Origin of the sequence: Modestobacter sp. Leaf380, assembly GCF_001424485.1 — a bacterium.
Lineage (GTDB): Bacteria > Actinomycetota > Actinomycetes > Mycobacteriales > Geodermatophilaceae > Klenkia.
Map to the genome: position 1 here is coordinate 503,704 of NZ_LMQC01000020.1, position 23,245 is coordinate 526,948.

The 23,245-nt window shown below is 75.0% G+C and carries 23 protein-coding genes; 10 read left to right on the forward strand and 13 right to left on the reverse strand.

Annotated elements, in window-relative coordinates; all coding sequences use genetic code 11:
• Positions 1-2 precede the first annotated feature (2 nt).
• From ASG41_RS17830 to ASG41_RS17840, 3 genes are read left to right on the forward strand one after another with little or no spacing between them, the layout of a single operon-like run.
• Positions 3-1,136, forward strand: coding sequence for a hypothetical protein (locus ASG41_RS17830; protein WP_056298029.1), 1,134 nt, complete (start codon positions 3-5; stop codon positions 1,134-1,136).
• On the forward strand, positions 1,133-1,480 hold the full coding sequence (locus tag ASG41_RS17835) for a hypothetical protein (protein WP_056298031.1): 348 nt from the start codon (positions 1,133-1,135) through the stop codon (positions 1,478-1,480). The genes ASG41_RS17830 and ASG41_RS17835 overlap by 4 nt, the downstream gene beginning before the upstream one ends.
• Positions 1,477-2,478, forward strand: coding sequence for an ROK family glucokinase (locus ASG41_RS17840; protein WP_056298034.1), 1,002 nt, complete (start codon positions 1,477-1,479; stop codon positions 2,476-2,478). Before ASG41_RS17835 ends, ASG41_RS17840 begins: the two co-directional genes overlap by 4 nt.
• A gap of 10 nt (positions 2,479-2,488) precedes the next feature.
• On the opposite strand, the gene ASG41_RS17845 is transcribed toward ASG41_RS17840, so the two are convergent.
• Together ASG41_RS17845 and ASG41_RS17850 are read right to left on the reverse strand one after the other, a co-directional pair.
• Positions 2,489-3,718 (reverse strand): TIGR00300 family protein, encoded by a 1,230-nt coding sequence (locus tag ASG41_RS17845; RefSeq protein WP_082557056.1) that lies wholly within the window; start codon positions 3,716-3,718, stop codon positions 2,489-2,491.
• Positions 3,719-3,801: 83 nt separating this feature from the next.
• Positions 3,802-4,485, reverse strand: coding sequence for a hypothetical protein (locus ASG41_RS17850; protein ID WP_056298037.1), 684 nt, complete (start codon positions 4,483-4,485; stop codon positions 3,802-3,804).
• Positions 4,486-4,600: 115 nt separating this feature from the next.
• Here ASG41_RS17850 and ASG41_RS17855 point away from each other — a divergent pair, with 115 nt between their 5' ends.
• Positions 4,601-5,362 (forward strand): 1-acyl-sn-glycerol-3-phosphate acyltransferase, encoded by a 762-nt coding sequence (locus ASG41_RS17855; protein WP_235564884.1) that lies wholly within the window; start codon positions 4,601-4,603, stop codon positions 5,360-5,362.
• Here the strand turns inward: ASG41_RS17855 and ASG41_RS17860 are convergent.
• The 3 genes from ASG41_RS17860 to ASG41_RS17870 are packed head-to-tail and all read right to left on the reverse strand — an operon-like array spanning position 5,348 to position 8,333.
• Positions 5,348-5,911, reverse strand: coding sequence for a TetR/AcrR family transcriptional regulator (locus ASG41_RS17860; protein ID WP_056298040.1), 564 nt, complete (start codon positions 5,909-5,911; stop codon positions 5,348-5,350). The genes ASG41_RS17855 and ASG41_RS17860 overlap by 15 nt on opposite strands.
• Complete coding sequence (locus tag ASG41_RS17865) at positions 5,908-6,837, reverse strand: alpha/beta fold hydrolase (RefSeq protein WP_056298043.1); 930 nt, start codon at positions 6,835-6,837, stop codon at positions 5,908-5,910. The genes ASG41_RS17860 and ASG41_RS17865 overlap by 4 nt, the downstream gene beginning before the upstream one ends.
• The gene (locus ASG41_RS17870; RefSeq protein ID WP_056298045.1) at positions 6,834-8,333 is read right to left on the reverse strand and encodes an NAD(P)/FAD-dependent oxidoreductase; all 1,500 of its coding nucleotides are present in this window, start codon (positions 8,331-8,333) and stop codon (positions 6,834-6,836) included. Before ASG41_RS17870 ends, ASG41_RS17865 begins: the two co-directional genes overlap by 4 nt.
• 80 nt (positions 8,334-8,413) lie before the next feature.
• On the opposite strand from ASG41_RS17870, the gene ASG41_RS17875 reads away from it, so the two are divergent.
• Positions 8,414-9,364: a short-chain dehydrogenase/reductase gene (locus ASG41_RS17875; RefSeq protein WP_235564885.1), complete on the forward strand. Its 951-nt coding sequence runs from the start codon at positions 8,414-8,416 to the stop codon at positions 9,362-9,364.
• Positions 9,365-9,404: 40 nt separating this feature from the next.
• Here the strand turns inward: ASG41_RS17875 and ASG41_RS17880 are convergent, their stop codons facing one another.
• The gene (locus ASG41_RS17880; protein ID WP_056298047.1) at positions 9,405-9,902 is read right to left on the reverse strand and encodes a DUF6584 family protein; all 498 of its coding nucleotides are present in this window, start codon (positions 9,900-9,902) and stop codon (positions 9,405-9,407) included.
• Positions 9,903-9,970: 68 nt separating this feature from the next.
• Here ASG41_RS17880 and ASG41_RS17885 point away from each other — a divergent pair, with 68 nt between their 5' ends.
• On the forward strand, positions 9,971-10,453 hold the full coding sequence (locus ASG41_RS17885) for a polyadenylate-specific 3'-exoribonuclease AS (protein WP_056298051.1): 483 nt from the start codon (positions 9,971-9,973) through the stop codon (positions 10,451-10,453).
• A 3-nt stretch (positions 10,454-10,456) separates the two neighbouring features.
• Here ASG41_RS17885 and ASG41_RS17890 read toward each other — a convergent pair whose 3' ends face one another.
• A complete protein-coding gene (locus ASG41_RS17890) occupies positions 10,457-11,353 on the reverse strand; it encodes an NmrA family NAD(P)-binding protein (protein ID WP_056298053.1) in 897 nt (298 codons plus the stop codon).
• Positions 11,354-11,477: 124 nt separating this feature from the next.
• Between ASG41_RS17890 and ASG41_RS17895 the strand changes: the two genes are divergently transcribed.
• Positions 11,478-12,815, forward strand: coding sequence for a class II 3-deoxy-7-phosphoheptulonate synthase (locus tag ASG41_RS17895; RefSeq protein ID WP_056298056.1), 1,338 nt, complete (start codon positions 11,478-11,480; stop codon positions 12,813-12,815).
• A 63-nt stretch (positions 12,816-12,878) separates the two neighbouring features.
• Positions 12,879-13,892 carry a low specificity L-threonine aldolase gene (locus ASG41_RS17900; RefSeq protein WP_200939050.1) on the forward strand — a complete coding sequence of 338 codons (1,014 nt, stop codon included), beginning with the start codon at positions 12,879-12,881 and terminating at the stop codon, positions 13,890-13,892.
• Positions 13,893-13,898: 6 nt separating this feature from the next.
• Here the strand turns inward: ASG41_RS17900 and ASG41_RS17905 are convergent, their stop codons facing one another.
• The 3 genes from ASG41_RS17905 to ASG41_RS17915 all read right to left on the reverse strand — a co-directional run bounded on the left by ASG41_RS17905 (position 13,899) and on the right by ASG41_RS17915 (position 18,037).
• Complete coding sequence (locus ASG41_RS17905; RefSeq protein ID WP_235564888.1) at positions 13,899-14,801, reverse strand: deoxyribonuclease IV; 903 nt, start codon at positions 14,799-14,801, stop codon at positions 13,899-13,901.
• A 16-nt stretch (positions 14,802-14,817) separates the two neighbouring features.
• Positions 14,818-16,803 (reverse strand): Stk1 family PASTA domain-containing Ser/Thr kinase, encoded by a 1,986-nt coding sequence (gene pknB / locus ASG41_RS17910; RefSeq protein ID WP_056298060.1) that lies wholly within the window; start codon positions 16,801-16,803, stop codon positions 14,818-14,820.
• Between the two features lie 97 nt (positions 16,804-16,900).
• Complete coding sequence (locus tag ASG41_RS17915) at positions 16,901-18,037, reverse strand: alpha-hydroxy acid oxidase (protein ID WP_056298061.1); 1,137 nt, start codon at positions 18,035-18,037, stop codon at positions 16,901-16,903.
• A 23-nt stretch (positions 18,038-18,060) separates the two neighbouring features.
• On the opposite strand from ASG41_RS17915, the gene ASG41_RS17920 reads away from it, so the two are divergent.
• A complete protein-coding gene (locus ASG41_RS17920) occupies positions 18,061-18,384 on the forward strand; it encodes an Rv2175c family DNA-binding protein (RefSeq protein ID WP_056298065.1) in 324 nt (107 codons plus the stop codon).
• An 84-nt stretch (positions 18,385-18,468) separates the two neighbouring features.
• Here the strand turns inward: ASG41_RS17920 and ASG41_RS17925 are convergent, their stop codons facing one another.
• The 3 genes from ASG41_RS17925 to ASG41_RS17935 are packed head-to-tail and all read right to left on the reverse strand — an operon-like array spanning position 18,469 to position 22,006.
• Positions 18,469-19,383: a phytoene/squalene synthase family protein gene (locus ASG41_RS17925; protein WP_056298068.1), complete on the reverse strand. Its 915-nt coding sequence runs from the start codon at positions 19,381-19,383 to the stop codon at positions 18,469-18,471.
• Complete coding sequence (gene crtI / locus ASG41_RS17930; RefSeq protein ID WP_056298071.1) at positions 19,380-20,873, reverse strand: phytoene desaturase family protein; 1,494 nt, start codon at positions 20,871-20,873, stop codon at positions 19,380-19,382. Before crtI ends, ASG41_RS17925 begins: the two co-directional genes overlap by 4 nt.
• Complete coding sequence (locus ASG41_RS17935) at positions 20,870-22,006, reverse strand: polyprenyl synthetase family protein (RefSeq protein WP_235564892.1); 1,137 nt, start codon at positions 22,004-22,006, stop codon at positions 20,870-20,872. Before ASG41_RS17935 ends, crtI begins: the two co-directional genes overlap by 4 nt.
• A gap of 176 nt (positions 22,007-22,182) precedes the next feature.
• Here ASG41_RS17935 and metF point away from each other — a divergent pair, with 176 nt between their 5' ends.
• Complete coding sequence (gene metF, locus ASG41_RS17940; protein WP_056298073.1) at positions 22,183-23,085, forward strand: methylenetetrahydrofolate reductase [NAD(P)H]; 903 nt, start codon at positions 22,183-22,185, stop codon at positions 23,083-23,085.
• The last annotated feature ends 160 nt before the right edge of the window (positions 23,086-23,245 follow it).

The following is a 23,245-nucleotide window of genomic DNA, read 5'->3' on the forward strand; positions in this document are numbered from 1 at the left end:
CAGTGCGCACCCTCCTCGTCACCGGTCCGGGTGGAGCCGGCAGCTCGACGGTCGCCGCCGCGACCGCCCTGGCGGCCGTCGCGAGCGGGGACCGGGTCGTCCTGCTGACCACGGCGCCGCCGAGGGCGGACCTGGTCGGGCGGGTCCCGGTGCGGGTGGTCGACGCCCAGCGCGCGCTGGAGCACGCCTGGTCCGCGCACGCCACCGAGCTGGCCGCGCTGGTGCCGGTGCTGACCGTGCCACCGGGCACCTCCGTCGTGCCGGTCCCGGGGACGACCGAGGTCGCGCTGCTGCTGGCCCTGGGTGAGCTGGCCGAGGCGGGGGAGACCGACCTGGTCGTGGTGGACCCCGGCCCGCTGCCCGCGGCGACGGCGCTGCTGGCCCTGCCGGGTGCGCTGCGCTGGTGGCTGGGGCAGCTGGCCCCGGCCCGGCTGCGCGTGCTGGCCACGGTCAGGGCACTGGCCTCCCGCGGGCGCCCCGGTGCCACCGAGGCGGCGCTGGCCGCCGTCACCACCCTGGAGGTGCTGCTGGACCGGGTGCCCGCTGAGCCCGCCGTCCACCTGGTGCTGCCGCCGGTCCCCGGTGCCGACGCCGTGCTGCGCACCGCCGGGACGGCCCTCGGGCTGCTCGGGCACCGGGTCGCCTCGGTGACGCTGTCCCGGGTGCAGCCGGCCGGACCGGGGGAGTGGGCAGCCGCCCGGACCGCGCAGCAGGAGGAGGTGCGCACGGCACTGGAGGCCACCGGTCTGCCGGTCCGCGTCGTGCCCGAGACGGCCGTCGCCCCGCAGCACGCCGCCGACCTGGTCGCCCTGGAGGCGGCGGTGCCGACCACCGGGGGGACGGCCCTGCCCCGGCCCGCCCCCGTGCGGGAGGGGCAGCAGTGGCTCCTCGCGGTCCCGCTGCCCTTCGCCGAGCGGGGCACCGTGCAGCTCACCCGATGGGACGACGACCTGGTGCTCGACGTCGGCGGGCGGCGCCGGTCGTCCACCCTGGACCCCCTGCTGCGGCGCTGCACCGTCACCTCCGGCACGCTCGAGGACCCGGGCACCGCGGCAGCCACCCTCGTCGTCCGCGCCACCCCCGACCCGGCCCAGTGGCCGGCCGGGCTGCTGAACCCCGAACGGAGTCCCGCGTGACCGGTCCGACCCCCGACTGGGGTGCCCAGCTGCGCGGCCTGGCCGACGCCGCCGCGGGCCTGATCGGTGGCCTGACCGCCACCGTGTCCGCCGCACCGGCCGAGGGCCCTGCGGGTGACCACTCCGCGGAGTGCCGCAGCTGCCCGGTGTGCACCGCGCTCGCCGTCCTCCGCGGCCGCCGGCCCGACCTGTCCGAGGCCCTCGCCGACGTGCTCGCCACCGCGGCCGCCGCGCTGCGGGCGCACACCCCGACCGAGACCACCGCGCCAGCACCCCAGAGTCCCGAGGAGCACGTGTCCCCGACCCCGCCGCCCGCCCCCGTCCAGCGCATCGAGGTGGCATGAGCCCGTCCGTGGACCAGACGGCCGCCCTGGACCTGCCCGCCCTGGGCATCGACATCGGCGGCACCAAGGTCGCCGGCGGGGTCGTGCTGCCCGACGGCACCATCACCGACACCGCCCGCCGGGCGACCCCCGGGAAGTCGGTCAGCGCGACCGAGGACGCCATCGCAGCGGTCGTCGAGGAGCTCGCCGACCGTCACGGCGGGCCGCTGGTCGGCGTCGGGGTCGGCGCGGCCGGGTGGTTCGACCGCACCGGGGACACCGTGCTCTTCAGCCCGCACCTGGCCTGGCGCAACCAGCCGTTGCGCAAGGACCTCGGGACCCGGCTGCAGCGCCCGCTGTGGGTGGGCAACGACGCCGACGCGGCCGCCTGGGCCGAGTACCGCTACGGCGCGGCCCGGGGGAGCGACCTGGCGCTGGTGATCACGCTGGGCACCGGCATCGGCGGCGGCATGGTCATCGACGGCCGGCTGCAGCGCGGCGCACACGGCGTGGCCGGCGAGTGGGGCCACATGCGCGTGGTGCCCGACGGCCGGCTGTGCGCCTGCGGCAACCGCGGCTGCTGGGAGCAGTACGCCTCGGGCAACGCCCTGGGCCAGACCGCGCGGGAGGTGGCCAACAGCTCACCGGCCGCGGCCGCCTCGCTGCTGGAGCGGGTCGAGGGGCAGGCCGACCGGCTGACCGGGGAGCACGTCGCCACCGCCGCCGCGGCCGGTGACCCACTGGCCCTGGAGCTGCTGGCCGAGGTCGGCACCTGGCTGGGGCAGGGCATCGCGGACCTGTCCGCGGTGCTCGACCCGGGCGTCGTCGTCATCGGGGGTGGGGTGAGCGTGCTGGGGGAGATGGTGCTGGGCCCGGCCCGGGCCCGGCTGGAGCGGGCGCTGCCCGGCCGTGGCTTCCGTCCCGGCCCGCAGGTGCTCGCCGCCGAGCTGGGCGCCCAGGCCGGCCTGGTCGGCGCGGCGGACCTGGTCCGCCGCGCCGTCGCCGAGGGCGTCGCCTGAACGGCTGGACTCAGCAGAGCTCGCGGGCCAGCTGTTCCAGGAACAGGCCGATGTCGGTGACGATGCCCATCGCCTGCGCGGAGCCGCGGTCCGCGAGCTTGGTGACCGTGGCCGGGTTGATGTCCACGCAGACCAGCGGGATCGAGGCCGGCAGCAGGTTCCCGGTGGCGATCGAGTGCAGCATCGTGGCCACCATGATCGTGAAGCCCACCCCGGGCAGCTGGGCGCGCATCGCCCGCTGACCGTCGATGACGTCGGTGACGACGTCGGGCAGCGGGCCGTCGTCGCGGACCGAGCCGACGAGCACGAAGGGCTTGCCGGCCGTCACCATCGCGTGCATGACGCCGCCGGTGAGCACCCCGGACGCCACGGCTGCGGCGATGGAGCCCTCGGCGCGGATGGTGTTGATCGCCCGGATGTGGTGCTCGTGGCCGTGCGGGACGCCGGACCCCTTGGCCAGGTCGACGCCCAGCGACGTCCCGTAGAGCGAGGACTCGATGTCGTGGGTGGCCAGCGCGTTGCCGGCGAACAGCACGTCGACGAAGCCGGCCTCGACCAGCCGGACCATCGCCGGGGCGGCCCCGGTGTGCACGACCGCCGGGCCGCCGACCCAGAGCACCTTCTGCCCGGCGGCCTTGACCTCGCGCATCGTGGCCGCGATCTGCCGGACGAGGACCGCCTGCGGCTTCTCCGAGGACGCGGTGGAGGACATGAACCCGAAGTCCTCCTCGGTGCCCCGGGCGGCCTGCTGCGGCAGCTCCACCCGGACCCCGGCCGCGCCGCAGACCACGGCGTCCCCGGCCCGCACGTCGCTCACCGGCACGGTGTCCACGACGGTCCGGCCGTCCTCGGTGGACACGACCAGACCGCAGTCCATCTCCGGACGGCGGACCCGCATCCAGGTGGCGTCCAGCCGGACCAGGGTCTCCAGGTTGGTGGTCGAGTAGAACGCCGGCGGGAAGACGCCGTCGCGGGGCGCGGGCTCGGTCGTCGCGGTGCCCGGGTCGACGGCGTTCGCGCCGTGCACCTGCACCCGCATGAGGATCCGCTCCAGCAGCTCGGCGGTGTCCGCGGAGACCTCGACCAGTGCCCGGGACTCGTCGGCGTGCTGACGGCCCAGGTCCAGGCTCTGGATCCGGTAGTCCCCGCCGTACTCCAGGACGTCGTCCAGCACCCGGGCCAGGATGCCGGTGTCCATGAGGTGGCCGGACAGGGAGACCGTCGTCGTCTGGGAGCTCACCGGCCCATGGTGACGCACGACACGGCCCCCGTGCAGGGACCCGCCGCGTGCGGAGCGCGCGGTGGGGGCACGGGGGTCCTCCTTCAGACGACGGCGCCGTCCCCGTCGTCGTCGGTGCGGTCGCGCATCCGGGAGACCAGCAGCGCGACCCCGCCGACGACGCCCAGCACGCCCAGCACGATGCCCAGGTCCGAGCTCAGCCGCACCGCGCCCGGGGCGATGATGCACAGCGCGCCGGCGGCGATGAGCAGCAGCGCGTAGAGCGACACCGGGGCCAGCACCGGCAGCGGGGGTGGGGCGGGCGGCTCGAAGTGCTCGTCGGGCCGGTCCAGCACGTCGGGCTCCGCGGGCGGGGGAGGCGGGTCCTCGCGGGGCTGGTCGGTCACCGGCGGGACGGGGCCGGACTCGGCCTCCCAGCCGGCCACGATGCGGGCGAACTCGGCGTCGGTGGCCGCGCTGTCCTCCTCGGGACGGCGGCGTGCCGGCTCGGGCTCGGTGGGCAGGTGGTCGTCGCCGTGGGTGTCGACGACGGTGCGGGCCTCGGCCCGGCGGGCCCGGTCGACGAAGAGCCGGTCGGTGGGCGGGGAGGGCAGGAACTGGGTGCGCGTGTAGGGGCCGACGTCGGTGGAGGGGGCCAGGTAGGCGGCGATGCCCTCCTCGCGCAGCACGTCGAGCAGGTGCTCACCGACCCGCGGGTCCACGTCGCGCAGCGGGTGCCACAGCGAGGCGTCCAGGCCGTTGTCGCGCCGGCCCCGTCGTCCGCTCACGCCATCCACCCCTGTCCTGTGCCCGTCCCGGCCGACCGCGCGTCCCGCGGGTCGGCGTCCCCCCGATTGTGGGGTGGGCCTCGTGCTCCCTAGTCTGACAGTCCCTGAGGGAGGCGTGTTGTTCTACTGGTTCCTCAAGTTCGTGGCCGTCGGGCCGATCGTGCGTCTGGTGTTCCGTCCGCGGGTCTCGGGCGCGGCGAACGTGCCGCGGCGCGGGGCGGCGGTGCTGGCGAGCAACCACCTCTCCGCCTCCGACTGGGTCTTCATGCCGCTGGTGCTGCGGCGCCGGGTGACGTTCCTGGCCAAGGCCGAGTACTTCACCGCCCCCGGGGTCAAGGGCTTCCTGCAGCGGGTGTTCTTCGCCGGCAGCGGCCAGGTGCCCATCGACCGGACCAGCGCCGACGCCGCCGAGGCCGCGCTGTCCACGGGCATCCGGATCCTGGGCGAGGGCAAGCTGCTGGGCATCTACCCCGAGGGCACGCGGTCGCCCGACGGCCGGCTGTTCCGCGGCAAGACCGGGGTCGCCCGGATGACCCTGGAGACCGGTTGCCCGGTGGTGCCGGTGGCGATGGTGCCGACGTCGTCGTTCCGGTTCCTCGGGCGGACCTTCGAGCGGGTCACCGTGCGGATCGGTGAGCCGTTGGACTTCTCCCGCTACGAGGGGATGAGCGGCGACCGGTTCGTCGAGCGTTCGATCACCGACGAGATCATGTACGAGATCATGACGCTGTCGGGTCAGGAGTACGTCGACCTGTACGGCGCGAAGGTGAAGAAGTCGATGGACTCCACCGGGGCGACCGCCGTGGAGGTCGTGGGCAGGCTGCAGCCCCCGCCGCACGAGAGCGCCGACCGGCTGCCCAGCTCACTGGCGGGTTAACCGGTCCAGGACGTCGCTGGCCAGGGCGAGCAGTTCCTCGCGGGTCATCGTCGAGGGGTCGGCGGTCCAGCCGACGACGAGGTCCTCGGTGAAGGCGAACCAGGCCCGGACCAGCTGACGGTGCCGGGCGTCGTCGGGCAGGCCGACGGTGCGCAGGGTGCCGTCGACCAGCCGCTCCCGGGCGCCGGTGTAGACGTCGGCCACCCAGGGGTCTCCGCCGCCGGCGCCGCGCACGAACGCGACGTAGGACTCCCGGTAGGTCTCCACCCACTGCACGAACCGGTCGAGCATCCCGGCGTGCGCCCCGGGTGCCGGGGCGCCCTCGCCGAGCACGTGGTCCAGCAGCAGCTCGGCGGCCGCCGTCGTCACCGCGGTGTAGTAGTCCTTCTTGGTCGCGAAGTAGTGGAACAGCAGGCTGCGGCTGATGCCGGCCCGCCGGGCCACCTCGTCGATGGTCAGCTCCTGCACCGGGGTGGTGGGCAGCAGCTCCAGGCCGATCTCGACCAGCTGCGCCCGGCGGTCGGCGGCCGACCGCCGGGCGGCGGTCACAGCGCGCCGGCGACCAGGCGCCGGATCGCCTCGGTGACCAGGTCGGGTCGCTCCTGGGGCAGCATGTGCCCGCAGCCGGGGACGACCTGCAGCGTGGCCGTGGGGATCGCCCCGGCCAGCTTCTCCGAGTGCCGCACGGGGGTCAGCTGGTCGGTGTCGCCGACCAGCACCTCCACCGGGACGGTGCCCAGCTCGGCCAGCGCCTCGGCCTTGTCGTGCGCGCCCAGCGCCGGGTAGAAGGCCACGAAGGACCGCACCGACGACGCCGACATGATGTCCGCGCCGCGGCGGACCATCTCGTCGGTGGCGGCCGAGCCGTAGAGCAGCCCCCGGACGACGGCCAGGTGCCGGGGTGAGGACGGCGGGACCAGCCGGCGCCAGCCCTCCACCCGGCGGGCGTGCCGCACCGCCCAGGCACCGACGGTGGGCAGCAGCCGCTGCTGCAGCCGCTCGGCGGCGGTGCGCGGGGGCTTGCTCAGCTCCCCGGCAGAGGTGTCGACCAGGGCGACGCCGCGGACCCGGTCGCCGATCAGCTCGGGGTGGGCCGCGGCCAGGGCCATGATCGTCATGCCGCCCATCGAGTGCCCGCCCAGCACGACCGGGCCGGTCGGCACCAGCGTGCCCAGCACCCGCGCCAGGTCCTCGCCGAGCAGGTCGATGGAGACCTCCTCGACCGGGCCCCAGGTGGAGCGTCCGTGCCCGCGCTGGTCGTAGCGGACCAGCCGGACCGCACCGGCCGCGACATCGTCGGCCAGGGCGTCGGCGACGTCGTCCCAGGCGCCCTGGGACAGCGTCCAGCCGTGGGCCAGCACGACCGTGACCGGGGCGTCGTCCGAGCCGCGGACGGTGGCGTGCAGCTGGGCGCCGTCCGCGGTGGGGACGGCGTGGGTGGTCCGCAGGACCGTGCGCTGTGCCGAGGTGGTCATGCCGTCGTCCCCACGTAGTTGTCGCGGTCCAGGGTCCTGGTGAGCCTGCGGAACCGGAAGGTGAAGTCCGGCCAGAGGGTGGTGTTGTGGCCGTGCTCGTCGAGGTACCAGGAGCCGCAGCCGCCGTCGAGCCACACCGTGCCGGCCGAGCGCTCGGCGATCAGCGCGCGGTAGGCGTCCTGGGCGGCCTGGGTGGTCTCCAGGGTCACCAGGCCCTCGTCGTCCATGGCCTGCAGGGCGTTCGCGACGTAGGCGACCTGGGACTCGATCATGTAGACCATCGAGGTGTGCCCGACCCCGACGTTGGGGCCGACCAGCAGGAACAGGTTGGGGAAGCCGGCGACGGTGCTGCCGCGGTTGGTGGCCATCCCGTCGGTCCAGACGTCGGCCAGCGTCCGGCCGTCCTTGCCGGTGATCCGGTGCGCGATCGGCAGGTCGGTGACGTGGAAGCCGGTGGCCAGCACCAGGGTGTCGGTCGGCCGCTCGACGCCGTCGCGGGTGACCACGGAGTGCGGTCGGACCTCGGCGATGCCGGCGTTGACGACCTCGGCGTTGGGCGCGGTGACCGCCGGGTACCAGTCGTTGCTGATCAGGATCCGCTTGCAGCCGATCGTGTAGTCCGGGGTCAGGGTGGCGCGCACCTGCGGGTCGCGGACCTGGCGCTCCAGGTGGGTGCGGGCCAGCTTCTGCACCGGGGCCAGGAAGCGCGGGTTCTTGGTGATGCCGACGGCGAGGAACTCCCGGGAGGCGTAGAGCACGCCGCGGACGGCCTTCTGCAGGCCGGGCACCCGGCGGTACAGCCGGCGCTCCAGGGGGGTGGTGGGCCGGTCGCCGCGGGGGATGACCCACGGCGGGGTGCGCTGGTAGACCGTGACGGACCCGGCGACCGGCTGGATGGCCGGCACCACCTGGATGGCCGAGGCGCCGGTGCCGATGACGGCGACCCGCTCACCGGTGAGGTCGTGCGCGGCGTCCCAGCGGGCGGAGTGCATGACGGTGCCGGCGAAGTCCTCGATGCCCGGGATGTCGGGGTAGGAGGGGTCGGCGAGCGCACCGGCCGCGGACACCAGCACCCGGGCGGAGACCTCGCCGGTGGAGGTCTGGACCCGCCAGCGGCGGGCCTCGGCGTCCCACTGCGCGCCGGTGACGTCGGCGCCGAAGACGTGGTGGCGCAGGACGTCGTAGCGGGCTGCGACGCCCTGGAGGTAGGCGAGGATCTCCGGCTGCTCGGAGTAGGTGCGCGGCCAGTCCGGGTTGGGCGCGAAGGAGAACGAGTAGAGGTTGGACTGCACGTCGCAGGCCGCCCCCGGGTACGTGTTGTCGCGCCACGTGCCGCCGACGTCGGGCCCGCGCTCGAGCACCACGAAGTCCTCGATGCCCATCTCGCGCATCCGGATGGCCATGCCCAGGCCGGCGAAGCCGGACCCGATCACGGCCACCCGCACCTCGCGGGTCTCCTCCCGCTGCTGCGGCTGGCTCTCGAGCGTGCTGGTCACCGGTCGGCTCCTCTGCTGACGGCTGGGTCGCCCACGGGCTTGCTGAGCAACGCTCAACACGCTACAACAGTCGTTGAGCAGTGCTCAACAGCGAGCGCGTCACCGTCGACGAGGAGTCCTCCATGCCCCGCAGCAAGCGCAGCGCCCCACCCCTGGCCGGCCAGGTCGTGCTGATCACCGGCGCCGCCCGGGGCATCGGTGCCGAGCTCGCCCGCAAGGCCGCCGCACGCGGTGCCCGGCTGTCGCTCGTCGGCCTGGAGCCCGAGCTGCTGGCCGCCGTCGCCACGGAGCTGGGCCCCGAGCACCTGTGGGTCGAGGCCGACGTCACCGACGCCGACGCCATGGCCGCCGCCGTGCAGCGCACCGTGGACGTCTTCGGTGGCGTCGACGTCGTCGTCGCCAACGCCGGCATCGCACCGATGAACACCGTGGCGACGGCGTCCGCGCGAGCCCTGGCGCGCACCATCGAGGTGAACCTGACCGGCGCGATGCTCACCGCGCACGCCGCGCTGCCCGAGATCACGAAGCGGCGCGGGCACGTGCTGCTGATCTCCTCCGCCGCGGCGTTCTCCGTGCTGCCGGGGCTGTCCGCCTACTGCGCCGCCAAGGCCGGGCTGGAGCGCTTCGGCGACGTGCTGCGCCTGGAGGTCGCCCACCGCGGGGTCAGCGTGGCCAGCGCGCACCCGGTCTGGATCGACACCGACATGGTGCGCGACACCAAGGCCGCACTGCCCACCTTCAAGGCCACCCTGGACCGGCTCCCCGGCCCGCTGGGCAGCTACACCTCGGTCTCGGACTGTGCCGACGCGCTGCTGCGCAACCTGGAGACCCGCGGCCGCCGGGTCTTCGTGCCCCGCTCCGTCGGCTTCTTCTCCGCCTGGCGGCAGGCCGTCATCGGCGCCGTGGGGGAGAGGGTCGTGCTCGCCCAGGCGAGGACCGCCGTCCCCCAGCTGGAGCAGGAGATCGCCGCCCTGGGCGGCGAGGAGTTCGGCGCGAACTCCGTCGAGCGGGGCCGGGCGCGCAGGGCCTGATCAGCCCGGCCCCGGTGTGGATGGACCTGCCCTGGTCAGGTCACCAGAGCCACCGGACGACCGTCACGAGTCCGATGACCACCAATGCGATGAGAGCGATGGTGCTGACGAGGCAGCCGACGGTCCCGAGCGCCGACGCCAGGCGTGAGGGCCCGGGTGACCGGTCCGCCCGCCAGGTCACCGGCCCGCCTGTCGCGGTCTCGGCTGCCGTCCGGAGCTCGACCAGTCGGTCGTGCGCCCACGGGCCTGCCGCGTCCTCCGGACCCGCCCACCGCATCGCCCGCATCCGGCGCACGGGTCCGGTGGTGGTACGGAGGAACGCGGCGACCTCGGCGTCGTCCCGGTCCTGGCAGAGGAAGGACCAGCGGCCGGCGTGGGCGGCGTCCCCCTCGGCCCGGTGGGCAGCCGCGAGTTCGGCGCGGACGTCGAGGCGGTGCGGGTAGCTCGAGACCAGCCCGCGCAACCGCTGCCGGGCTCGGGCCGGGTCGCCGGCGGCGAGTTCTGCGCGGGCGCGGGCGAGGGTCTGGTCGGCGGGCACCGGGAGAGGTTGCCTCGTCCAGGGCCCGTGCGCACGCGGATTCCCGTCCACCGCCTACCGTCGCGGTCGTGCGGCGCTACTTCTACGACACCGAGTTCATCGAGGACGGCACGACGATCGACCTGGTGTCGATCGGCGTCGTCGACGAGACCGGGCGGGAGTTCTACGCCGTCTCCACCGAGTTCGACCCGGGCCGCGCCATCCCGTGGGTGCGCAGGAACGTGCTGGACAAGCTGCCGCCGCCGGCGGACAGGGCGTGGCGTACGCGGCGGCAGATCCGGGAGTCGCTGCTGGACTTCCTCACCGCCCCCGGCGAGGAGGTCCAGCTGTGGGCCTGGATCGCCGCCTACGACCACGTGGCGCTGTGCCAGCTGTGGGGCGCGATGCCCGCACTGCCGCGCTCGGTCCCGCGGTTCACCCACGAGCTCAAGCAGCGCTGGGAGGACGCCGGGTCCCCGCCCCTGCCGGCGAAGTCGCCCGAAGCCCACGACGCCCTGGTCGACGCCCGGCACGGGCTCGCGGTGTGGCAGCTGGTGCAGTCGCTGCGCTGATCCTCAGGCCAGGGGCGCCCAGTCCTCCGGGTGTCGGCGGAGGTGCTCGGCGACGGTGAGGGCCGGGTGCCCCGTGAACGCCTCGACGACATCGCTGACCACGGCCATCTCCCCGGCCGCGATCGCGGTGTAGCTGGTCACCCAGCCCTCGACCTCCCAGTCCGGGGCGCCGGAGGGACGGCGGGTCTCCCAGGCCTGCTCGACCGTCTGGTCCACGTACGTCACGCGCCGGCCGGTCAGCCCGGTGAGCACCTCGGCGGCCTGCCCCAGGGTCAGCGCCTCCGGGCCGGTCACGTCCAGCACCCGGCCGTCGGTGCTGGGGTGGTCCTCCAACAGCACCGCGGCGGCGACCTCGGCGGCGTCGTCCCGGGAGACGAAGGAGGCGGCGCCGTCCCCGGCCGGGGCGGCGATCTGCGCGGTGCCGTCCTGGGCGAGGGTGGCGAAGAAGGGCACGAAGTCGGCGTACATCGAGTTGCGCAGCACCGTCGTCCGCAGGCCGCTGTCACCCAGGGCCGCCTCGGTGGCCGCGTGGGTCGCGGTGAGGGTGAAGGTCGCGCCGGGCTCGGAGCCCAGGAACGAGGTGTAGACCACCCGCTGCACCCCGGCGGCGACGGCGGCCCGGACGGCGGCCAGGTGCTGCTCGGTGCGGTCCTCGGCCTCGGCGGCGCTCACCAGGAAGAGGGTGTGCACGCCTTCCAGCGCCGTCGTCAGGCCGGCCTCGTCGCTGTAGCCACCGGGGTTCGCGACGACCTCGGCGCCGGGCAGGCCGGGCGCCCGGCCTGCGTCCCGGACGACGAGCCGCAGCGCGACGTCGTGGTCGGCGGGGGCGTCGGCCAGCAACCGGGCGACGCGGCCCCCCAGTGCTCCGGTGGCACCGGTCACGGCGATCAGGCGGGTCATGGCTCGTCCTCTGCTCGGGGGGTGGGCTGGACCTGGCGCGGGGCCGGGCCAGGGTGGCTCCTCAGGCGGCAACCAGGCCGACCACCTGGGACTTCCCGTCCGGGGGCCGCCGTACCCTGCACGTGTGAGTCTGACCGAACCCGCAGAGCTGGTGCCCGGCCTCGACCGGTGGCGTGAGCTGCCCATCGCCCAGCAGCCGACCTGGCCCGACCGCGCCGCGCTGGACGCCGTGCTCGCCACGCTGTCCACCGTGCCGCCGATCGTGGCGCCCACCGAGGTGGACGCGTTGCGCTCGCAGCTGGCCGACGTCGCGCAGGGCAAGGCGTTCCTGCTGCAGGGCGGGGACTGCGCGGAGACCTTCGACCTGAACACCGAGCCGCACCTGCAGGCCACCACGCGGACGCTGCTGCAGATGGCCGTCGTGCTGACCTACGGCGCGAGCGTGCCGGTGGTCAAGGTGGGCCGGGTGGCCGGGCAGTACGCCAAGCCGCGCAGCTCCAACACCGACGCCCTGGGCCTGCCCTCCTACCGCGGCGACATGGTCAACGCCCTCGAGCCGGTGCTCGCCGAGCGCATCCCCGACCCCAACCGGTTGGTGCGCGCTTACGCCAACTCCGCCGCGGCGATGAACATGATCCGGGCCTACGCCCGGGGTGGGCTCGCCGACCTCAACGCGGTGCACAACTGGAACCAGGACTTCGTCGCCAACTCGCCCGCCGGGGTGCGCTACGAGGTCATCGCCCGGGAGATCGACCGGGCGCTGGCCTTCATGCGGGCCTGCGGCATCGACGACTCCGCGCTGCGCAGCGTGGAGCTGTTCAACAGCCACGAGGCGCTGATCCTGGACTACGAGCGCGCGCTGCTGCGCATGCACGAGGGTCGGCCGTACGCGCTGAGCGCCCACTTCGTCTGGGTGGGTGAGCGCACCCGCCAGATGGACGGCGCGCACATCGAGTTCGCCTCGAAGCTGGCCAACCCGGTCGGGGTCAAGATCGGCCCGACGACGACGCCTGAGCAGGCCACCGAGCTGGTCGAGCGGCTGGACCCCGAGGGCCTGCCCGGCAAGCTCACGCTGATCAGCCGGATGGGCAACGGGAAGATCCGCGACGTCCTGCCGGCGATCGTGGAGAAGGTCACCGCCAGCGGCCACCAGGTGGTGTGGCAGTGCGACCCGATGCACGGCAACACCCACGAGTCGACGTCGGGCTACAAGACCCGGCACTTCGACCGGGTCGTCGACGAGGTGCTGGGCTTCTTCGAGGTGCACCGGGGCCTGGGGACCTGGCCCGGCGGCATCCACGTGGAGCTCACCGGCGAGGACGTCACCGAGTGCCTGGGCGGGGCCCAGGAGATCAGCGACGAGGACCTCAACAGCCGCTACGAGACGGCCTGCGACCCCCGGCTGAACACCGGTCAGTCGCTGGAGCTGGCCTTCCTCGTCGCGGAGATGCTGCGCGGCTGACCGCACGCCCTGCCCACCGGGTCCGCATGCCGGACCCGGTGGGCGGGCCGGTAGAACTGGGGCATGACGACGCCCCTGGTCGACCTGCGCTCCGACACCGTCACCCGGCCCACCCCGGGGATGCGCGCGGCGATGGCCGACGCCGAGGTCGGTGACGACGTCTACGGCGAGGACCCGCTCGTCAACGCCCTCGAGGAGCGCGTCGCCGCGCTCTTCGGGCACGAGGCGGCGCTCTTCGTGCCCTCCGGGACGATGGGCAACCAGATCGGCATGCGGCTGGTCTGCCAGCCCGGCCAGGAGGTCATCGGGGACGCCGACGCGCACGTCGTCACCTACGAGATGGGCGCCGCGGCCGCCGTCTTCGGGCTGTCCACCCGCACCGTCGTCGGCCCCGGTGGACTGCTGGACGCCGACCAGTTGATCGCCCAGGTCCGCCCGAAGGGCGACTGGCACCTGACCGCGACCGCCGCGGTGGCCGTGGAGAACACGCACAACCGGGGTGGCGGCCGCGTCCAGCCGCTGGCCGAGCTGGAGGCGCTCTTCACCTGGTCCCGGGACGCCGACGTCGCCGTGCACCTGGACGGCGCCCGCATCTGGAACGCGCACGTCGCCTCCGGCGTGTCGCTGGAGACCTACGGCCGGCTGGCCGACACGGCGTCGGTCTGCCTGTCCAAGGGCCTGGGCGCGCCGGTCGGGTCGGTGCTCGTCTCCTCCGCCGAGCGGATCGGCGAGGGCCGGCTGTGGCGCAAGCGCCTGGGCGGCGGGATGCGGCAGGCCGGGGTGCTGGCCGCGGCCGGGCTGTACGCCCTGGACCACCACCTGGACCGGCTCGCCGACGACCACGCCCGGGCCCGCGCGCTGGCCGACCGGCTGGGCGTGGACCCGGCGACCGTGCACACCAACATGGTCGTGCTGGACGGCGTCCCGGCGCCGATGGTGGCCGCGGCTGCCAAGGCCGAGGGCGTGCTGGTCAGCCAGGTCAGCCCCACCAGGATCCGGATGCTGACCCACCTGGACGTCGACGACGCCGCGGTGGAGCGGGCCGCGTCGGTGGTCGGCGAGCTGCTGCGGCGCTGACCTCGGTCAGGCGCGCGGGGCGGGCACCCGGTCGCGCAGGGCCTGCAGCACGGCGATGTCCCGGGCGTGGCCGTCCCAGGGCCCGGTGTCGGTGGCCATCGGCGTCTCCACCACGACGGGGACGCCGGCCACCGAGGGGTGGGCCAGCAGCTCGGCGAAGGGCTCCAGGCCGATCGACCCCTCGCCGATGGTGGCGTGCCGGTCGCGCAGCGAGCCGCGACCGTCGAGGCTGTCGTTGGCGTGCACGAGCCCGAGTCGGCCCGGTCCGACGGTGGCCTCGAGGGCGTCGAGGGTCGCGTGTGCCCCGCCCGGCGTGACGAGGTCGTGCCCGGCGGCCCAGGCGTGGCAGGTGTCCAGGCAGACGCCGAGCAGCGGGTGGTGCTCGAGGGCGTCGAAGTAGGGACCCAGGTCCTCCACGGTCGCCGCCAGCGCCCGCCCACCACCGGCCGTCGGCTCCACCAGCAGCCGGGGTGCGCCCTCGGGGAGTGCGGCGAGCACCGGGAGCAGTCGCTCGTGCAGCTGGCGCAGGGCCTGCTCGTAGCGGTCCTCACCGACCGAGGAGCCCGCGTGCACGACCACCCCGGCGCAGCCCAGCTGTACCCCGCGGGCCAGGTCGGCGGCGACGGTGGCGACCGAGGCGTCCACCGTGGCCGCAGAGGGCGACCCGACGTTGACCAGGAACGGGGTGTGGATGAACGTCGGCACCCCGCGCTCCAGGCAGCCGGCGGTGAACGCGGCGTCCTGCCGGGGGTCTCCGGCCGAGCGCTTCCAGCCCCGCGGGTTGCCCACGAAGACCTGCACGGCCTGCGCGCCGACGGCATCGGTGTAGGCCAGGCCACCGGTGGCCAGGCCGCCCGCGACCGACACGTGCGCCCCGATGGGGGACACGCCGGGGAGGAGCGGGGTCACGACGGGCGGGGGACGCTCACCCGAACGTCACCAGGATGGTCACCGACGTCCCCGGGTCCACCACGCTGCCGGCCCCCGGCGTCTGGCGCAGCACGGTGTCGCCGAAGAACTGGGTGACGTCGACGGTCAGCCCGGCGGCCTGGAGGGCGGCCGTGGCGGCGTCCTTGCTCTGCCCGACGACGTTGGGCACGGTGACCTGCACCGGGCCCTCGGACACCTGCAGGGTCACCGTGGCGCCGTAGGGCTGGTTGCCGCCGGGGCTCACCGCCATCACCTGGCCGGCGGACACCTCGTTGCTGCGCCCGGTGGACGTCTCGACTTCGAAGTCCAGGTCCTCCAGGGCGGCCCGGGCGTCGTCGGGGTCCATGCCCACCAGGTCGGGCACGTCGGCGGTGGCCGGGCCCACCGCGACGGTGAGCGTGACGGTGTCCCCGCGACGGAGCTCGGCGCCGGGCGCCGGCTCGATCGCGACCACGCCGCCGGCGGCCACCGAGTCGCTGCGGGTGTCGGCCGTGGCGACGACGAGGTCGCCGCCCAGGCCCTCGATCGCGGCCTGCACCTGGTCGGCGGGCTGGCCGAGGAGACCGGCGTCGACGGCGAAGCGCTCGGGTCCCTTGGAGACCACCAGCTGCACGTCGCTGCCGCGCACGGCGGACTGCCCGGCGTCGGGGTCGGCGGAGATGACGACCCCGGCCGGGACGTCCTCGCTGAACTGCTCGTCGGCCAGCACCGGGTCCAGGTCGGCCTCCTGCAGGAAGCCGATCGCCTGCTGCTGGCCCTGCCCGACCACCTCGGGGACGTCGGTCCAGCGCCCCGAGCCCAGCCACCAGCCGATCGCCCCGATGGTCACGGCGAGCAGCAGCACGATGGTGATCGCGAACCGGGCCCGCCGACGGCGGATGTGCTGGGGGACGCCGGGGCGGGCAGCCGGCGGGCGGGGCGCCGTCTGGTGCACCGGGGGACGGCGTCCACCGACGGCCCCGGTGGGCGGCAGCGGCACCATCGCGGTGCGCCCGCCGCCCCGCTGGGCCTCCAGCACCTCGGTGCGCGGGTCGCCGCTGCCCGGCCGGGGCTGGGTGGGCCGGTTGGTCGGGCGCAGGGTGGCCGGGTTGACCGTCGTCCGGCCGGTGGGGACGGGGGTGCGGCCCAGGCCCAGGTCGCGGCGCAGGGCGTCGATCTCGGCCAGGAAGGCGCCGGCGTCCAGCGGCCGGGCGCCGGGGTCGCGGCGGGTGGTGCGGGCGACGAGCTCGTCGACCTGCCACGGCACGCTCGGGGTCTCCAGCGACGGGGCGGGCACGTCGTGGTGCACGTGCTGGTAGGCCACCGCCAGCGGGGTGTCCCCGGCGTAGGGCGGGTGGCCGGTGAGCAGCTCGTAGAGCACCACGCCGGCGGCGTAGACGTCGCTGCGGGCGTCCGAGCGGCCACGCTCCAGCTGCTCGGGGGACAGGTAGGCGACGGTGCCGATGAGCACGCCGCCGGTGTGGCTGGTGTGCCCGGTGCCGGCGACGGCGCGGGCCAGCCCGAAGTCGGCGACCTTCACCTGGCCGTCGGTGGAGATCAGCACGTTCTCGGGCTTGACGTCGCGGTGCACGATGCCGGCCCGGTGGGCGGCGGTCAGCCCGGCGAGCACCGGCTCCAGCACGGCGAAGGCCTCGCCGACGGTGAGCCGGCCGCGGGCCTGCAGCAGGTCGCGCAGGGTGCGGCCGCGGACCAGCTCCATGACGAGGAAGACCAGGCCCTGGTCGGTGCCCTGGTCGCTGACGCTGACCACGTTGGGGTGGCTGAGCATCGCCGCGGCGCGGGCCTCCCGGGTGAACCGGTCGACGAACGCGGGGTCGCGGGCCAGGTGCTCCACCATGACCTTGACGGCCACCACCCGGTGCAGCCGGAGGTCGGTGGCGGCGTAGACGGTGGACATGCCGCCGCGCGCGACCCGTTCCTCGAGGCGGTAGCGCCCCTCCAGGACGAGCCCGACCACGGGGTCGGTCACGGCGGTGTCCACGCCGGGGAGTCTACGAGCGCCCGCCGGGTGATCGGTCGAACGACGCGGGGGCGCAGGTCACGGCCACGTCCCGTCTCCAGCTCCGCCCCCACCCGCCTCACCCGCTGCGCACCACCGTGTCGGGGGTCACCTCGGAGAGGGCGCCGAGGCCGCACAGCGCCATCGTGTGCGCCAGCTCCTCGCTGAGCCCGGCCAGCACGCGGGTCACCCCGGCGGCCCCGCCGGTGGCCAGGCCCCAGGTGGTCGGGCGGCCCAGGAAGACCGCGCGGGCGCCCAGGGCGAGGGCGGTGAGGACGTCGGAGCCGGTCCGGACGCCGCCGTCGGCGTAGACCTCGACGTCGGAGCCGTCGGGCGCGGTCTCACCGCGCACGGCGGTGACCACCTCGGGCAGGGCGTGCGCGCTGGCCACGGCCGGGTCGACCTGCCGGCCCCCGTGGGTGGACACCCACACGGCCGAGGCGCCGGCCTGCACGCACCGGGCGGCGTCGTCCCCGCGCAGGACGCCCTTGACGACCACCGGGAGCCCGGACAGCTCGGCGTAGCGGCCGATGTCGTCGAAGGTCCAGGTGGCGCTGGCATTGGCGGAGAGCTCCGGCCGGTCCTCGGCGGTGGGGTGGTTGGCCATCCGGAGGTCCGCCGGCAGCGCGAAGTCGTGCACCAGGTCCCGGCGGCGGCGGCCCAGCAGCGGCAGGTCCACGGTCAGGACGAGCGCCCGGTAGCCGGCCTCCCCGGCCCGGCGGGCGAGCTCGGCGGTGTGCGCGGGGGAGTGCAGCCGGTACAGCTGGTACCACTTCGGGCTCTCCGGCTCGACCGCGGCGACCTCCTCCACGGTGTGGTTGGCGCTGGTGGACACGCACATCAGCGACCCGGTGGCGCCGGCGCCCCGGGCGGTGGCCAGCTCGCCCTCGGGGTGCGCCATGCCCTGGTAGGCCCACGGCGCGACGCCGACCGGGGTGGCCACCGGGCTGCCCAGCAGCGTGGTGGACAGGTCGACGTCGTCCACGCCGCGCAGCACCCGGGGGCGCAGCCGCCAGGACCGCCAGGCCTCCGGGGCCTCCCGCAGCGTGGTCTCGGTCTCGGCCCCGCCGGCGTAGTAGTCGTAGACCGAGGGTTCCAGGACCGCGCGCGCCTGGGCCTCCAGGCGGACCAGGTCCAGGAACGGCGGCTCGCGGTCGACGTCGTCGGGGAGGGGCTCCTCGCCGGCCTCCCGGCGACGCTGGGTCAGGCGGCTCATGGCACCGACCTAAGCTCACCCCCGTGGAGACGTACACCCCCCAGGAGGTCGCGCAGCTGATCGGCGTGTCGGCCAACCGGGTACGACAGCTCATCAACGACGGCAAGCTGCTGGCGGTCCCCGGCAGCGGGCGCGGCAAGATCCCGCAGGACTTCATCCTGGACGGGGAGGTCCTGCGACACCTGCCCGGCCTGGTGACCCTGCTCCAGGACGGTGGGTACACCGAGGAGGAGCTCTTCGACTGGCTGTTCCGCGAGGACGACTCGCTGCCCGGCACCCCCGTGCAGGCGCTGCGCGACGACCGGCACACCGAGGTCACCCGGCGGGCGCAGGCCCTCGCGTTCTGAGTCCCGCGTCCTGGGTCCCGGGTCCTGCGTTCCCGGGGCCGGGTCCCGGGGAGCTGGGCTCCCGGGGGCTGGGCCCCGCCCGGCTCAGCGCCGGACGCGGGCCCGGGCGACCTGGGCGGCGGTGAGCCGGCGGGCGAAGACGGCCAGCCGCCGCGGCTTGGACACCGTCACCCGCTGGTCCAGCACGCGGAAGTCGGCGCGCTCGATCGCCCCGAGGATGCCGCCGTACAGGTCGGTGGCCGCCCGCACGCAGTCCCGTGACTCCGGGGCGAGCATCGGGGTGCCGGGGGCGGCGTCGTCGTAGCGGCGCCGGACGACGTCGACCATCTCGCGCATCAGCTGGCGGAACCGGTCGTCGAACCGCTTGGCCTCCAGCTGCTCGCGGGTGACCCCGTGGGCGGCCATCAGGTCCTGCGGCAGGTACACCCGGCCGCGGTCGACGTCCTCGCCGACGTCGCGCAGGAAGTTCGTCAGCTGGAACGCCTCGCCCAGCGCGATCGCGTGCGGTGCGGCCTCCTCGCGGGTCACGCCGCGCGCCGTCCCGAGCACGGGCAGGACCTGCAGGCCGATGACCGACGCCGAGCCCCACATGTACCGGTCCAGCGCGGCCAGGTCGGCGTAGCCGGTGACGTCGAGGTCGCTGGTCATCGCGGCCAGGAAGTCGATGAAGTGCTCGAGCGGGATGTCGTAGCGGCGCACGGTGTGCACCAGCGCGAGCCGCACCGGGTCGTCGGACCAGCCGGCCTCGACCTCCTCCAGCGCCGCCTTCGACCAGGCCAGCAGCTCGCCCTCGGGGTCGCGCCCGGGCAGGTCGGCGCCGACGTCGACGATGTCGTCGGCCACCCGGGCCGCGGCGTAGAGCGCGTGGATCGCGGGACGCCGGTCGGGGGTGAGCAGCCGGGTGGCCAGGAAGTAGGACTTGCCGTGCTCGGCGGCGATGCCCCGGCAGACCCGGTACGCCTGGTCCAGCTGGGCCTGCTCCGTCTCCAGCGACGTCACGCCGGGACCCGCCCGGTGATCCGCTCGGCGGCCAGCCGGCCGCTGACCAGCACCATCGGCACGCCGACACCGGGCTGCACCGAGGAGCCGGCCAGCACCACGTTCTCCGGGCCACCGCGGGGGTAGGTGGAGGGCCGGAACGGGCCGGTCTGGGCGAAGGTGTGGGCCAGGGCGAACGGGGTGCCCGCTGCCATGCCCTGGTCGGCCCAGTCCTGCGGGGTGAGCATCTCCTGCACCTCGATGGAGCCGGTGAGCCCGGTCCAGCCGCGGGCCTCCATGGTCTGCAGCACCTCGTCGCGGTACCGCGGGCCCAGGGCGGCCCAGTCGATGTCGGGGTTGCCGCCGGAGTGCCGGTCCTGGTTCGGGGTGGGCGCCACGATGCTGATGACGTGCCCGCCCTCGGGGGCCAGTGAACGGTCGGTCTTGCTGGGCATGGAGATCAGCAGGCTGGGGTCGCTCATCGGCCGGCCGGTCTTCGTCAGCTCGGTGAAGACCTCCCGCCAGGACTGGCCGAAGCTGATCGTGTGGTGGGCCCGGTCGGTGAACTCCTGCCGCACGCCGACGTGGATCGCCACGCAGCTGGGGGAGTAGACCGGCGCGACCCTGCGCCGGCGGCGGGGGACGAGGGTGTCGGGCTGGTCGACGGTGACGACGACGGCGTCGGCGGGCAGCAGCTCGCCGTCGGCCAACCGGACGCCCACGGCCCGGCCGCCACGCAGGTCCAGCGAGGCCACGGCCGTGTCGTACCGGAAGACGACGCCGGCGTCGGCCGCGGCCGCGGCCAGCGCCGCGGGGACGGCGTGGATGCCGCCCACCGGGTGCCACACGCCCTTGCCGATGTCCAGTTCGGCGATGACCGCGTAGGCGGCGATCGCGGTGAACGGGGAGACCCCGGCGTAGAGGGCCTGGAAGCTGAAGAGCCGGCGCAGCCGCTCGTCGGTGAGCCGGCGGTCCACGTGCGGGGCGAGCCGGCCGAAGCCGCCCTTGCGGGCCAGCTCGAGCACCGGACGCCCGACCAGGTCCAGCGGGGAGTCCAGGTTGCGGTCGATGAAGACGTCCCACTGCAGCCGGTCCAGGTCCCGGATGTGCCGCAGGTAGGCGGCGACCTCCGCGCCGGAGCCCGGCCCGCAGACCCGCTCGGCCTCGGCGGCGAACGCCTCGGGGTCGGCGTGCACGTCCAGGGTGGAGCCGTCGGCGTACTGCGCCCGGTAGGTGGTCTCCAGCGGCAGCAGCTCGAGGCGGTCCTCCAGCACGTCGCCGACGCAGGCCAGCGCGTCGCGGATCAGGCCCGGTGCGGTGAGCACGGACGGGCCGGTGTCCAGGGCGTAGCCCTGCCGCTCGACCCGGCCGGCGCGCCCGCCGGGCCGGGGGCCGCGCTCGACGACGGTGACCTCGCGGCCGGCACCGCGCAGCCGCAGCGCGGCCGAGAGCCCGGCCAGGCCGGCCCCGACGACGACGACGCGGTCGGTGCGACCCGGGACGGTCCTCACGTGGTGCGGCTCGTCGCGGCGACGGCGAGGGCGTCCAGGGCGGCCCGGGCCTCGTCGAGCACCGGGGCCTCGCTGATCGCCTGGCGGGCGGCGGCGGTCTGCCGGGTGATCCGGTCCTCCACGGCGTCCAGCGCACCGGTGGCCCGCATCAGGTCCCGGACGGCGTCGAGCTCGTCCGCCCCGGCGCCCTGGTCGCCCAGGACCCGGCGCAGGAGCTCGCGGCCGGCGTCGTCGGTCCCGGTCTCGGTGAGGGCGACGAGCAGGGTCTGCTTGCCCTCGCGGAGGTCCTCGTCGGCGGACTTCCCGGTGACGTCGGGGTCACCGAACACGCCCAGGACGTCGTCGCGGAGCTGGAAGGCCTCGCCGAGGGGGAGGGCGACGTCGGTGTAGGCCTCGACGACCTCGGGGCCGGCGTCGGCGATGGCGGCGCCCAGGTGCAGCGGGCGCTGCACGGTGTAGCCGGCGGACTTGTAGCGGGCCACCTTCAGCGCGCCCTCGGGGCCGGGCAGGCCGCCGGCGGCGCGGAGCAGGTCGAGGTACTGCCCGGCGGTGACCTCGGTGCGCATGGCGTCCCAGACGGGGCGGGCGCGGGCGAGGGCGTCGGCGGAGATGCCCGAGCGGCGCAGCAGCTCGTCGGACCAGACCAGCGCCAGGTCACCGACGAGGATCGCGGCCCCGGTGCCGAACAGCTCGGCGCTGCCGGTCAGCCCCCCGGAGCGGTGCCGGTCGGCGAAGCCGATGTGGGTGGCCGGGCGGCCGCGACGGGTGGTGGCGGCGTCCATGACGTCGTCGTGCACCAGGGCCGAGCCGTGCACGAACTCCAGGGCGGCGACCGCGCGCAGCACCGCGGCGTCGTCCTCGGCGTGCGCGGAGCTCACCGCCCGCCAGCCCCAGTAGGCGAACGCGGGGCGCAGCCGCTTGCCGCCCTCGGCGACCGCGGCGACCTCCTCGATCACGGGCACCAGGCTCGCGTCCATGCCGGCCAGCACCGCGCGCTTCTCGGTGAGGAAGACGTCGAGGGCGTCACTGACGGCGGTGCGCAGCCGGTCCAGGTCGGCGCTGAGCAGCGCCGGACTCCCGTCAGCGTCGTTTGCGCTGGTGTCCGTGCGGCGTGCTCGGGTCCCTGCAGTCACCCGACGAGTATGCCCAGCCCCGGCCGCGCTCACCCGTCGTGGCCGCTGGGCGACCCCCGGCGGGCATGTGCTCCCACCCGGCCGCTGCGACGTCGATGCAGGTGACGGGCTCGTCGCGCACCTCACGGCTGTGACGTCCCCGCCCCGGACGTGTTCCGCCCGTACGCTCCTCAGCCGTGACGGGCACCGTGCGCGACCTGCTGGCCGAGGGCCGACCCACCTGGTCCTTCGAGTTCTTCCCGCCCAAGAACGAGGCGGCCGAGGGGCAGCTGTGGACGGCGCTGCGCGAACTGGAGCGGCTGCGGCCCTCGTTCGTGTCGGTGACCTACGGCGCCGGGGGTTCCAACCGGGACGGGACCATCGGGGTGACCGAGCGGATCGCGACCGACACCACGATGCTGCCGCTGGCGCACCTGACCGCCGTGGACCACACGATCGGCGAGCTGCGCAACGTGATCAGCCGGCTGGCCGCGGCCGGCGTCCGCAACATCATGGCGCTGCGCGGGGACCCGCCGGGGCTGGACCCGCAGGCCGACTGGGTCGCCCACCCGCAGGGTCTGCGGTACGCCGCGGAGCTGGTCGAGCTGATCAAGGACGTCGGTGACTTCTCGGTGGGCGTCGCCGCCTTCCCCGAGAGCCACCCCCGCTCGCCGGACGCCGAGACCGACGCGGACATGTTCGTGGCCAAGTGCCGGGCCGGGGCGGACTTCGCGATCACCCAGATGTTCTTCCGGGTGGAGGACTACCTGCGGCTGCGCGACCGGGTCGCCGCCCGCGGCTGCGACGTGCCGGTGCTGGCCGGGGTCATGCCGGTGACCAGCACCAAGCAGATCGCCCGGATCGTGCAGCTGTCCGGGCAGGCGTTCCCGGCCGACCTGGCCGAGCGCTTCGCCGCCGTGGACGGCGAGACGCCGGAGGCCAAGCGCGCGCAGCGGGCGCTCGGTGTCGAGGTGGCCACCGAGATGTGCCGGACCCTGCTCGCCGAGGGCGTGCCCGGGATCCACTTCATCACCATGAACCGGTCGACGGCGACGCGTGAGGTCTACGAGTCCCTGGCCGAGCTCGCGCCCACCGCCTGAGATGCTCCTATGCCTCGTCAAGTGGTCAGGACGTGGTGGATCTCGCGGGCGATGTAGCGCTTGAGGCAGCGGATGATCTCGAGGTTGCTGAGGCCTTGGGCTCGTCGTCGTTCGGCGTAGTCGCGGGTGGGTTGGTGGGCGGAGAGCCTGACCAGGGCGA

Bases quoted from the DNA above. Each gene is read 5' to 3' on its own strand.
- ASG41_RS17900 (WP_200939050.1), top strand. From the start codon at position 12,879: ATGACGACGCCCCTGGTCGACCTGCGCTCCGACACCGTCACCCGGCCC.
- ASG41_RS17840 (WP_056298034.1), top strand. From the start codon at position 1,477: ATGAGCCCGTCCGTGGACCAGACGGCCGCCCTGGACCTGCCCGCCCTG.
- ASG41_RS17890 (WP_056298053.1), bottom strand. From the start codon at position 11,353: ATGACCCGCCTGATCGCCGTGACCGGTGCCACCGGAGCACTGGGGGGC.
- ASG41_RS17865 (WP_056298043.1), bottom strand. From the start codon at position 6,837: ATGACCACCTCGGCACAGCGCACGGTCCTGCGGACCACCCACGCCGTC.
- ASG41_RS17915 (WP_056298061.1), bottom strand. From the start codon at position 18,037: ATGAGCCGCCTGACCCAGCGTCGCCGGGAGGCCGGCGAGGAGCCCCTC.